This window comes from Phenylobacterium ferrooxidans (assembly GCF_042714595.1).
Lineage (GTDB): Bacteria > Pseudomonadota > Alphaproteobacteria > Caulobacterales > Caulobacteraceae > Phenylobacterium > Phenylobacterium ferrooxidans.
The window spans coordinates 47,836-58,014 of sequence record NZ_JAOTJD010000030.1 but is presented as its reverse complement, the minus strand read 5'-3'; the positions used below and the strand labels follow the sequence as shown (position 1 = coordinate 58,014).

Annotated in this window: 11 protein-coding genes, 1 pseudogene and 1 riboswitch; of the genes and pseudogenes, 6 read left to right on the top strand and 6 right to left on the bottom strand. The window is 68.2% G+C overall.

The features are described from left to right. From OCL97_RS15365 to OCL97_RS15355, 3 genes and pseudogenes are all read left to right on the top strand, one after another. Positions 1 to 605, top strand: a pseudogene (locus OCL97_RS15365) (hypothetical protein); the annotation flags it as partial. 136 nt (positions 606 to 741) lie between these two features. Further along, complete coding sequence (locus OCL97_RS15360; protein WP_305703964.1) at positions 742 to 957, top strand: hypothetical protein; 216 nt, start codon at positions 742 to 744, stop codon at positions 955 to 957. A gap of 130 nt (positions 958 to 1,087) precedes the next feature. Further along, the gene (locus OCL97_RS15355) at positions 1,088 to 1,309 is read left to right on the top strand and encodes a hypothetical protein (protein WP_377370774.1); all 222 of its coding nucleotides are present in this window, start codon (positions 1,088 to 1,090) and stop codon (positions 1,307 to 1,309) included. Here the strand turns inward: OCL97_RS15355 and OCL97_RS15350 are convergent. Both OCL97_RS15350 and thiC read right to left on the bottom strand, forming a co-directional pair. Then, positions 1,306 to 2,031 carry a pentapeptide repeat-containing protein gene (locus OCL97_RS15350; protein ID WP_377370773.1) on the bottom strand — a complete coding sequence of 242 codons (726 nt, stop codon included), beginning with the start codon at positions 2,029 to 2,031 and terminating at the stop codon, positions 1,306 to 1,308. The two genes, OCL97_RS15355 and OCL97_RS15350, sit on opposite strands and share 4 nt — an antisense overlap. 30 nt (positions 2,032 to 2,061) lie before the next feature. Continuing rightward, positions 2,062 to 3,885, bottom strand: coding sequence for a phosphomethylpyrimidine synthase ThiC (gene thiC, locus OCL97_RS15345; RefSeq protein WP_377370772.1), 1,824 nt, complete (start codon positions 3,883 to 3,885; stop codon positions 2,062 to 2,064). Between the two features lie 58 nt (positions 3,886 to 3,943). Further along, positions 3,944 to 4,051: riboswitch (TPP riboswitch) on the bottom strand. A gap of 72 nt (positions 4,052 to 4,123) precedes the next feature. Here thiC and OCL97_RS15340 point away from each other — a divergent pair. The 3 genes from OCL97_RS15340 to cuyB are packed head-to-tail and all read left to right on the top strand — an operon-like array spanning position 4,124 to position 6,260. Continuing rightward, positions 4,124 to 4,513 carry a hypothetical protein gene (locus tag OCL97_RS15340; protein ID WP_377370771.1) on the top strand — a complete coding sequence of 130 codons (390 nt, stop codon included), beginning with the start codon at positions 4,124 to 4,126 and terminating at the stop codon, positions 4,511 to 4,513. 50 nt (positions 4,514 to 4,563) lie between these two features. Beyond that, positions 4,564 to 5,568: a D-cysteate sulfo-lyase gene (gene cuyA / locus OCL97_RS15335; RefSeq protein ID WP_377370770.1), complete on the top strand. Its 1,005-nt coding sequence runs from the start codon at positions 4,564 to 4,566 to the stop codon at positions 5,566 to 5,568. Continuing rightward, the gene (gene cuyB, locus OCL97_RS15330) at positions 5,565 to 6,260 is read left to right on the top strand and encodes a cysteate racemase (RefSeq protein ID WP_377370769.1); all 696 of its coding nucleotides are present in this window, start codon (positions 5,565 to 5,567) and stop codon (positions 6,258 to 6,260) included. The genes cuyA and cuyB overlap by 4 nt, the downstream gene beginning before the upstream one ends. Here the strand turns inward: cuyB and ypfJ are convergent. From ypfJ to OCL97_RS15310, 4 genes are all read right to left on the bottom strand, one after another. Further along, a complete protein-coding gene (gene ypfJ, locus OCL97_RS15325) occupies positions 6,249 to 7,097 on the bottom strand; it encodes a KPN_02809 family neutral zinc metallopeptidase (protein ID WP_305703037.1) in 849 nt (282 codons plus the stop codon). The two genes, cuyB and ypfJ, sit on opposite strands and share 12 nt — an antisense overlap. A 75-nt stretch (positions 7,098 to 7,172) precedes the next feature. After that, positions 7,173 to 8,948 carry an alpha/beta hydrolase family protein gene (locus OCL97_RS15320; RefSeq protein WP_377370768.1) on the bottom strand — a complete coding sequence of 592 codons (1,776 nt, stop codon included), beginning with the start codon at positions 8,946 to 8,948 and terminating at the stop codon, positions 7,173 to 7,175. A 278-nt stretch (positions 8,949 to 9,226) separates the two neighbouring features. Further along, positions 9,227 to 9,577 (bottom strand): hypothetical protein, encoded by a 351-nt coding sequence (locus OCL97_RS15315; RefSeq protein ID WP_377370767.1) that lies wholly within the window; start codon positions 9,575 to 9,577, stop codon positions 9,227 to 9,229. Between the two features lie 37 nt (positions 9,578 to 9,614). After that, on the bottom strand, positions 9,615 to 10,169 hold the full coding sequence (locus OCL97_RS15310) for a tetratricopeptide repeat protein (RefSeq protein ID WP_377370766.1): 555 nt from the start codon (positions 10,167 to 10,169) through the stop codon (positions 9,615 to 9,617). Between the last annotated feature and the right edge of the window lie 10 nt (positions 10,170 to 10,179).

Below are 10,179 nucleotides of genomic sequence, written 5' to 3'. Positions count from 1 at the left end.
TTTCTGGGGGCCGGGGGGGCGGGCCTCCTCCCCCCCCCCCCCCCCCGGGCGCCAAAGAGAACCCCCCCCCCGGGGTCCCCCCCCCCCCCCCCCCCCCCCGGCGCCCCCCCGGGCCCGCTGGCCGGGGCCCCCGGGGGCACAGCCGGGAAAACCCCGCGGCCGCCCGGGCGCCCGCCGCCCCTCCCGAAACGCCCAGCCCCGAACCCGCCGCCACGGTCGGCGGCGATGGCTCCGCCATCACCCTCAACGCCCTCTCCAGCGCCGACCTCCAGTCGGCGGCCCTGCAGGGCGAGCTCGGATGCAGCTTCTCCACCCCGACCGCCTCGCCCCTGCTGGTGGCGATGGGGGTCGTGGCCTCCAAGGCGGCGGCCCACGGCGTGGTCAAGGTCGGCGACTATGTGGAGCGCGTCGCCGCGCCGGGCGGCTTCGACGCCATGTCCAAGGGCGTGGCCTTCGCAGGCCAGGGCAAGACCGTCACCATCGCCCGAACCGGCGCGGCCCCGGTCGGCGGCGGCGAGTCCCCCGGCTATCCCGCCACCCTCACCTACGACCGCGCCGACGGCGCCAGGCTGGTCCTCACCGGCCTCTGGACCTGCGGGCCGTAGGGCCTCCGGCCCGGGTTGAACCCAAGCCAGGGCGCCGTGGGCATTGCAGCCTCTGCGCGGCCATGCCGCATCGCAAATCCCTTGCAGGTATGGCCTTATGAGCGCCTACCGACATCCGGCCCCGCTTGAGGACCCCATGCTGAATACGCTGTTTTCGCGCGCCGGAGCCGAGTGGGCCTCCGCGGCCCTGGTCTTCGTGGTCAGCCTGATGGCCGGCCGCCATGCCGCCCAGGGCATGGAGCTGATCCAGTGGGCCGGCGCGGTCACCGCGGTGCTGGGCTCGGTGACGGTGGCGGTCTGGGTGCGGCTCGCGCCGACGCCGGCCAAGCTTCCCGCCCGTCAGGACGACTGACGCGAAACCGGGCGGAGCGCGCGCCTGGTCGCCTCAAGCGTGACCACTCGCCGCAGGTCGACCACATTCCATCTTTACCCTGATGTACGACCCTGAACCCGCACGTCCATTGGAGGGCATAGGAGAACCCATGCTCAAGTCGATCATCGCCCGTATCCCCGCCGAACGCGCCGCCATGGCCCTCGTCATCCTGGCCAGCGCCCTGGTGGGCCGTCAGGCGGCCATCGGCATGGACACCGCCCAGGGCGTCAGCGGCCTGGCCGCGATCCTCGGGTCCTCGATGCTGGTGATCATGGTCAGGTCCTGGCCCAAGCCTGAGCAGGCCAAGGCCCGCGCGGGCCGCGACGACTAATCGGCGTGGACGTCGAGGCCCAGCGCCGTCAGCAGCCGGTACTGCTGGCCGACGTCGATCTTCATCCCCTCGTAGCTTGCTAGACCAGACAGGTTCAGGCCGCTGACCTCCGCGCCCCGCAGGTCGGCCTCGGCGAACTTCGCCCCGCCGGTCAGGGCCTGGAACAGGTCGCACCTGCGCAGGTCGGCGCCGGTCAGGTCGGCCTCCCGCAGGTCGGTTTCCCGCAGCGAGACATGGGTCAGGTCCGCGCCGGCCAGCCGCGCCTGGGCGAGGTCGGCCAGCTCCAGGCTGCAGCCCGAGAACGACACCTGGGTGCGGATCACCTTGCGCCCGAACGCCCGGCTGAAGTCGGCGCCCACGAAGGCCGCGCCCCGCAGGTTGCAGGTCTCGAACTGCGCCCCGTAAAGGCTCGACCTTTCGAACCGCGCGAAGGACAGATCACACCGCGTGAAGCGCACCTCATCGAGACCGCAATGGGCAAATGTCGGCCCATGTTGGCCTCGCGCGAACTGGCAGTCCTCAAAGTGCGCGTCGCGCAGGTTGGCGCTGGCGAACCGGGCGCCGAAGATGCGGCAGCCCTTGAATTTGCTGCCTTCCAGCACCGTCTCCGAGAACTGCGCCCCTTCGATGGTGCAGCCCACGAACACCGCGTCGGTGCAATCGGCGTCAGACCAGTCGGCCATCGACAGGTCTTGGTCGGTCGCCCCCTCTGAAAAGGCCATTTCTTCCATCCGTGGCGACCGACATGTGCGTCAGAGCTTGACCTGAATCTCCCCGCCGCCGGCGCGGAATTTGGCGCTCATCTCCGCCATGCCCTGCGCCACATCGTTCTGTTTGGCCGCGGTCTCGCGGATCTCCTGGCTGATCTTCATGGAGCAGAACTTCGGCCCGCACATGGAGCAGAAGTGGGCGGTCTTGAAGGCCTCCTTGGGCAGGCTCTCGTCGTGGTACTGCCGCGCCGTCTCCGGATCGAGGCCGAGGTTGAACTGGTCCTCCCAGCGGAACTCGAACCGGGCCCGGCTCAGCGCGTCGTCCCAGGCTCGCGCCGTCGGGTGGCCCTTGGCCAGGTCGGCGGCGTGGGCGGCGATCTTGTAGGTGATCACCCCCTGCTTGACGTCCTCCCGGTCGGGCAGGCCCAGGTGCTCCTTGGGGGTCACGTAGCAGAGCATGGCGGTGCCGAACCAGCCGATCATGGCCGCCCCGATGCCGCTGGTGATGTGGTCATAGCCCGGCGCGATGTCCGTGGTGAGCGGGCCCAGGGTGTAGAACGGAGCCTCGCCGCAGACCTTCAGCTGCTTGTCCATGTTGGCCTTGATCTTGTGCATCGGCACGTGGCCGGGGCCCTCGATCATGGTCTGGACGCCATGCTTCCAGGCCACCTGGGTCAGCTCTCCCAGGGTCTCCAGCTCGGCGAACTGGGCCGCGTCATTGGCGTCGGCGATGGACCCCGGCCGCAGCCCGTCCCCCAGGCTGAACGACACGTCATAGGCCCGCATGATCTGGCAGATGTCCTCGAAGTGCTCGTAGAGGAAGTTCTCCTTGTGGTGGGCCAGGCACCACTTGGCCATGATCGAGCCGCCCCGGCTGACGATCCCGGTCACCCGCTTGGCGGTCAGCGGCACATAGGACAGCCGCACCCCGGCGTGGATGGTGAAGTAGTCCACCCCCTGCTCGGCCTGCTCGATCAGGGTGTCGCGGAACACCTCCCAGGTCAGGTCCTCGGCGACCCCGTCCACCTTCTCCAGGGCCTGGTAGATCGGCACCGTCCCGATCGGCACAGGGCTGTTCCTGATGATCCAGTCGCGGATGTTGTGGATGTTGCGGCCGGTGGACAGGTCCATGACCGTGTCGGCCCCCCAGCGGATCGCCCACACCATCTTGTCCACCTCGTCGGCCACGGTGGAGAGCACCGCGGAGTTGCCGATATTGGCGTTGATCTTGACCAGGAAGTTGCGGCCGATGGCCATGGGCTCCAGCTCGGTGTGGTTGATGTTGGCCGGGATGATCGCCCGCCCCCGGGCCACCTCGGAGCGCACGAACTCCGGGGTGCAGAGGTCCGGAATCTCGGCCCCGAAGTCCTCACCGTCGCGGATGAACCCGTCGCCCTCCTGGCGGCGCAGGTTCTCGCGGATGGAGACGTACTCCATCTCAGGCGTGATGATCCCACGCCGCGCGTAGTCCATCTGGGTGACGCATCCGGCGCCCTTGGCGCGGTAGATGCGGCGCGGAGCCTTGAATTCCGGCGCCAGGTGCACGCCTGCGGCCCCGCCATTGTCCTCGGGTTTCACGGCGCGCGGGTTGGTCACCACTTCCACGTCACCGCGTGAGACCACCCAGGGCTCACGGGTCCGCGCCAGGCCCTGCTCGATGTCGATGGTCGCGGTGGGGTCGGTATAGGGGCCCGACGGATCATAGATCGTCACCGGCGGTTCGTTGGCGCTGGGATGCACCGCCACCTCGCGGAACGGCACCCGGATGTCGGGCCACAGCAGGCCAGGCTGATAGACCTTGCGCGAGCCAGGACGCTCCCCGGTGGGGATGGCGCCATTGCTGGGGACGGGGGTCTGGAAGTTCATGCGCGGGCTCCTGCCTTGATAAGGAGACCCGGACGTGTCGCGCAGAGTGGTCGTGCGGAGCAGCCCCGCGTTCCCTCCCTTCGCCGGCATGACCCGGATCAGGTTCGGCGGGTCGCGGGGACGGACCCGCCTCTCAGCCGCTGCGGCGACTCCCCGGAGAAGGTCCCACGCTACCGCGATCGCCCGACAAATGCCATCGTCCTGCGTTGATCTCGGACACCCAGCAAGGAAGCGCCCCATGATCCGCCTGCTCCCTCTCGTCCTCGCCGCCGCGGCGCTTTCCGCCGGCGCCTCCCAGGCCCTGGCCGCCGATCCCGCCCCCGGCCGCCAGTGCTTCCGCGTCAGCCAGATGGACGGCCATACGGTGGGCGATCCCAAGACCCTCTATGTCGGCGTCCGCAACAAGGACGTCTTCCGAATCGAGATGAACGGATCCTGCCTGGCCGGCGCCAGCATGGGCGATCCCCTGGTGATCGAGACCGTGGGCGGCAACGACCTGGTCTGCCGCCCGATCGACCTCAGCCTGAAGGTCGCCGGGACCATCGGCCTCTCGCCCTGCATCGTGAAGTCGATCACCAGGTTGACCCCGCCGCAGATCGCCAGCCTGCCGCCCAAGCTCAAGCCGTAGCTCGCGAAACGCGGCGTCGGCATGCTAGTCAGGGGGCCTAGGAGTTCCCCATGCATCTGGCCCGTTTCCCGCGCGCGCGCTTCGCGCACCTGCCCACGCCCCTGGAGCCCATGTCCGGCCTGAGCGCCGCCCTGGGCGGTCCGGAACTGTGGGTGAAGCGCGACGACTGCACCGGTCTGGCGGGGGGCGGCAACAAGACCCGAAAACTGGAATTCCTGCTGGGCGACGCCCTGGACCAGGGCTGCGACACGCTGGTGAAGCAGGGGGCTGTGCAGTCCAACCACGTGCGCCAGACGGCCGCCGCCGCCGCCCGCTTCGGCCTGGTCTGCGAGATCATCCTGGAGGAACGGACCGGCTCCACGGCGGTCGACTACAACACCTCCGGCAATGTGCTGCTGGACCGGCTTCTGGGGGGCAAGCTGCGCAACGTCCCCGCCGGGACCGACATGAACGCCGAGCTGGCCAAGGTGGCTGACGAGGTTCGGGCCAGGGGCGGCGTGCCCTACATCATTCCCGGCGGCGGCTCCAACGCTATTGGCGCCCTGGGCTATGTGGACTGCGCCATCGAACTGGTGCGCCAGGCCGACGAGCAGGGGATCGTCATCGACCGCATCATCACCGCCACCGGCAGCGCCGGCACCCATGCCGGCCTGGTGGCGGGCCTGGCCCTGATCGGCGCCGACATCCCCGTCCTCGGCATCGGCGTCCGTGCGCCGAAGGAGATCCAGGAGGCCAATGTCCACAAGCTGGCGCTGGAGACCGCCACGATGCTGGGTCATGGCGAGCGCGTCACCCGGGAGATGACCGTCGCCGACTGCGACTATGTGGGCGCGGGCTACGGCCTCATCGACCAGGCGGTGATCGACGGCCTGAAGCTCGTGGCCCGCACCGAGGCCCTGCTGCTGGATCCGGTCTATACCGGCAAGGCGATGAAGGGCCTGATCGCACTCACCAAGGCCGGCGCCTTCCGGGACGAGACGGTGGTGTTCCTGCACACCGGCGGCGCCCAGGGGCTGTTCGGCTACGCCACCGAACTGGAAGGAACCCTGGCATGAGCCTCGTCCTCGGCGTCCTCGGGGGCATGGGCCCCGCCGCCACCCTCGATTTCCTCACCAAGCTCCAGGCCTTCACCCCCGTGAAGCAGGAGAAGGACCACATCCGGGTGATCGTTGACATCAACCCCCAGGTTCCAGACCGCAACGATCCCTTCGCCAAGCCTGGGCCGGTCCTGGCCGAGATGGCCGGCGCCCTGCATGGCGCGGGCGCCGAGGTTCTGGCCATCGCCTGCAACACCGCTCACGCCCATGCCGACCTGATCACCCGGGCCTCGGGTCTGCCGCTGATCGACATGATCCAGACGGCCTCGCACGCCGCGCGGGACACCGGCGCCCGGCGCGCAGGTGTGCTGGGCACCAAGCAGGCGATCCGGCTCTACCGCGAATATCTGGCCGCCCAGGGCATGGGTCTGGTCACCCTGCCGCCTGAGGCCCAGGAGGGCTTCATGACCCTGTTGGCCAAGATCAAGGCGGGCGACGTCGGCGCCGAGGTCCGCCAGGGCATGGCCGACCTGGCCCAGATCCTGGTTGCGGACGGGGCCGAGGCGATCATCGCCGGCTGCACTGAAGTGCCGCTGGTGCTGGGTCCCAAGGACGTCGGCAGGCCGCTTCTCGACGCCGGCGAACTGCTCGCCAGGCGCTGCGTGGACGTCTGCCTCGGCTATGAGCCGGTCCCGATTCTAGAGACGTGAAGCGCCGAACGTATCGCAGTTGGCGGGATCGCCGTTCTGCACCCCGGCGCGGAACCAGCGCATGCGCTGCTCGCTGGTGCCGTGGGTGAAGGCGTCAGGCATGACCCGGCCCTGGGACTGCTTTTGAAGGGTGTCGTCCCCGACCGCGGCGGCGGCGTTCAAGCCGTCCTCGATATCCTTGGGATCGAGCGCCACCTGACCGCCGGAAGCTTCCGACGCCCGGGCCGCCCAAACGCCGGCATAGCAGTCGGCCTGCAGCTCCAGGCGCACCGAGCCTGAGTCCACGCCCTTGGCGCCGAACTGCTTGGCCTTGTCCATCTGGCCGGTGATGTTCTGGACGTGGTGGGCGACCTCGTGGGCGATGACATAGGCCCGCGCCGCGTCGCCCTGAGCGCCGAAGCGACCTGAGAGTTCCTGCCAGAAGGAGAGGTCGAGATAGACCTTGCGGTCCGGCGGACAATAGAACGGCCCCATGGCCGACTGTCCCATGCCGCAGCCCGTCCCGGTGGCGCGGTCATAGATCACGATGCCCGCGGGGGGGTCGTAGCTGCGATTGGAGGCCTTGAAGATCTGGGTCCAGACATCGCTGGTGGAGGTCTCGATAACGTCGACGAACTGGGCGTCGCGATCGGCCGGCGTGCCGCGCACGCCCTCCTGCTGCTCAGCCCCGCCGCCCGCGCCGTTGACCACGCTGAGGGTCGTCGAGGGGTCGATGCCGAACACGAAGTAGCCCACGGCCGCCAGCAGCAGGCCGCCGATCCCGACGCCCCCCGCAACAGGCCCGAGCCCGCGCCGATCCTCAACATTGCCGCCGCGGCGTCCACCGTCCCAACGCATGGCCATCTCCTCCAACCCTGGCCGCCTCAACGCGCCAGACTGGCCGAGGATGCGGCGGAACGGCGCCGCTGTCAGCTAGTTCGGCGGATTGACCTTTTCGAGGAAGGTCACCGTTGCCTGCAGCATCTGTGTGCGGGTCGCGCCCCGAGACAGCCAGTGGTCCTCGGCGCTGAGGGTCACCAGCTCCACTGGCCTGCCAACCGCAGTCAGGGCGTCGGCCATGAACTGGCTTTGCTCAAAGGGCACCACCAGATCGTCCTTGCCATGGATCAGCAGCACCGGCGCCTTGACCTTGGCAGCCTGGCGCGCCGGGGAATAGGCGTCGAGCCCGCTTTCATCCTCGCCCTCCACGCCCATGAAACGCCGCCAAAAGCGCAGGGTGTCGTTTCGGCCACCTCCGAGGTTGCCCCGCTTCCACATCAGGAAGCGACGGAGATCTGAAATCCCCGAAACCGCCACGGCGCAGCGGTAGACCCCAGGCTCCAGGGCGACGCCCGCCAGGGCGGCATAACCGCCGTAGCTCCCGCCGACGATGCACACCCGCTTGGGATCTATGGCGCCCTGGGTCGACAGGTGCTTCACGCCATCGGAAAGGTCGGTCTGCATCTTGCGGCCCCACTCTCCGTAGCCAGCGGCCGTGAAGCTGGGGCCGTAGCCCTCGGATCCGCGGAAATTCGGCTGCAGCACGACATAGCCGCGGGATGCCAGAGCCTGCCGCCACCAATCGAAGTCGACGGTGTCGAAGGACTGAGGCCCGCCATGAGGCATCACCACCAGCGGCAGGTTCTTGGGATCGCGGCCCTTGGGCATTGTCAGGACGGCGGGAATTTCCAGGCCGTCCGCGGCATTGTAAGTGATCATGGTCGTGACGGAGAGCTCGTCAGGACCCAGGCCGGCCTGCATGTCATCCACCATCGAGGCGCGACCGGCGGCGAGATCGACAAACATGTAGGCTGCGCCAGTCTTCGCGCCCTGGACCTTGACCACCACCTGCTTTCGGTTGTCGGACCAGCTCTCCAGCGTCACCCGCTCACTGCCGAAGGCACGCTTGATCTTGTTCCAGCTCGCCTGATCTTCCGGCGCGAAGAAGGTCATGGTGTTGGCGTCGTCATTTTCCACGACACCAATGATGCGGCGCGTGACGCCGTCGAACAGGAACTCCAGGACGCCGTTCTTCAGCGCCAGCGGCTCCCCCTCCTTACCGGTCTTCAGGGAGAGAGGCTTGAAGACATAGTGGCCCTCATCGATCCGCGCGATCAGCAAGGTGTCGGGCGCCGGGCCAAGGCCAATGACGGACGGCTCATCCAGCGGCGCGTTCTCGGAAAGCACCGGATACCATTTCGGGCCGACCCGAACGAGTAATCTCCAGTCGCCGTCCTTGCGGTCATATTCGGTTTTGGCGATCGTCGCGCCGGCCCCGTCCAGCACCCAGTTCGTGCTGATGTCCCCTATGCTTGGGCCGGAATCCAGCAGCCGCGTGGGGCCACCGGCGACGTCGACGCGATAGAGGCTTTGCAGGCTATCGACACCGCTGATCCTCATCGCGACGGCGTAGATGCTGGGAACGCCATCAACGATCCCCACGTTAACGGCGCCATTGGTGAAGTTGCCGACGCCAGGCGTCTTGTCGAGCACGAGCTGGAAGGTGCGCCTCTCGATGTCGTAGACTCGAGTCTGCCAAATCTCATTGCGCCCAGTGAACTCGACGGACGAGCTGTTGCTTCGGATGCGGGCCGTTGTGGACGTCGAGAAGGCGATCCGTCCATTTCCGACCCAGAAGATGTCGCGCAGCTTCTCGTTGCCCACGGCCACCCCGGCGAGCATTTTCCCATCCGCCAGGTTCTGCACCATGATCTTGCGGCTCTCGCCCTCAGGGCGGACATAGGCCAGCTTGGTTCCATCCGGCGAGACCAGCACCTGTTCCAGGGTCGGAAGGCGCCCGTAGATCTCTATCGGCGGCGGGGCGGCGGCGGCGGGCCAAGCAAAGAGCGCCGCGCACAGCGCGACCGTCAACATCCGAAACATGAAGCCCCCCCGGGACACTAGAACGCAAGCAGGCCACCACCATGGGTAGCCCCTACGTTATTCCCGGCGCACGCCGCGCGTGCAAGCCGCAATTGTGAAGCTTGCTAGCGCCTGTTCGCCGCGGCGGCCCGGACCCGCGCGTTGGACTCGGCCATCCAGGCGTCGATGTTGGCCGGCAAGATGGCAGGCGACGCGGCCTGTGTGGCGTCCGTGGCGGGGAGGCGCGAGGCCACTAGCCGACCCTCAAGATCACGCAGCCGGGTTTCAGTCTGCATCTGGGCTTCAAGAGCGCCGACCTGGTTCTCCAGGGCGACCGAGCGCTGCTGCGCCATCCGGTTGGCGGCCTGCTGCTCCTGCCACATCGCCTCGTAATAGGCGTTGAAGTTCGCGTCCTGCGCCAGGGCAGGGCCGGCGCAGACCGCCGCGACAACTATGGATGTGAACAGGGCGTGCATCTCACACCTGAAACGCGCGAGACCTCTGCTTGGGTCCCTAGCGCCGCGACACGCTGAACCGGGCCAGTTGCTCGCGGGGCGCGGCCCACTCCGGCTGCATCTCCAACGCCTTCTGGTAGTCGAAATAGGCCGACTTGGCGTCCTCTAGGCCTTCATAGGCCAGCGCCCGATTGTAATAGGCCTTGGCCGGTTCGAGCAGGCCCAGTTCCAGCCCCTTGTTGATATCGGGCAGGCTGTCGGCGTAGCGGCGCTGGCCGATCGATGCGGCGCCGCGGTTCACATAGGCCTCGCCCATGCCAGGCTGGAGCTTCACCGCCTGGTCGAAGTCTCGGGTCGCCTCGGGATAGGTGCCCCGCCGCAGCTTCAGCACGCCCCGATTGACCAGGGTGCCGGCGCGGTCGCGCGCGTTCAGGAATTCGCTATCCAGCGCGTCGGTGCACAGCTGCTGGAACTTGATGTCGCTTTCGCCACCGATCGCCGCATCGGAACAGGCCTCAGCCATCCCGCCGCCGATCACTGTCACCGCGGCCTGGGCCGAGCCTGCGCAAAGAGCCACCGCCAAGGCGCCTGCCGCCGATACTGTCCTGATCATGCCTGGCCTC

Coding starts and splice junctions, on each gene's coding strand:
- OCL97_RS15360 (WP_305703964.1), top strand. CDS start 742: ATGCTGAATACGCTGTTTTCGCGCGCCGGAGCCGAGTGGGCCTCCGCG.
- OCL97_RS15355 (WP_377370774.1), top strand. CDS start 1,088: ATGCTCAAGTCGATCATCGCCCGTATCCCCGCCGAACGCGCCGCCATG.
- OCL97_RS15350 (WP_377370773.1), bottom strand. CDS start 2,031: ATGGCCTTTTCAGAGGGGGCGACCGACCAAGACCTGTCGATGGCCGAC.
- thiC (WP_377370772.1), bottom strand. CDS start 3,885: ATGAACTTCCAGACCCCCGTCCCCAGCAATGGCGCCATCCCCACCGGG.
- OCL97_RS15340 (WP_377370771.1), top strand. CDS start 4,124: ATGATCCGCCTGCTCCCTCTCGTCCTCGCCGCCGCGGCGCTTTCCGCC.
- cuyA (WP_377370770.1), top strand. CDS start 4,564: ATGCATCTGGCCCGTTTCCCGCGCGCGCGCTTCGCGCACCTGCCCACG.
- cuyB (WP_377370769.1), top strand. CDS start 5,565: ATGAGCCTCGTCCTCGGCGTCCTCGGGGGCATGGGCCCCGCCGCCACC.
- ypfJ (WP_305703037.1), bottom strand. CDS start 7,097: ATGCGTTGGGACGGTGGACGCCGCGGCGGCAATGTTGAGGATCGGCGC.
- OCL97_RS15320 (WP_377370768.1), bottom strand. CDS start 8,948: ATGGTGCAGAACCTGGCGGATGGGAAAATGCTCGCCGGGGTGGCCGTG.
- OCL97_RS15315 (WP_377370767.1), bottom strand. CDS start 9,577: ATGCACGCCCTGTTCACATCCATAGTTGTCGCGGCGGTCTGCGCCGGC.
- OCL97_RS15310 (WP_377370766.1), bottom strand. CDS start 10,169: ATGATCAGGACAGTATCGGCGGCAGGCGCCTTGGCGGTGGCTCTTTGC.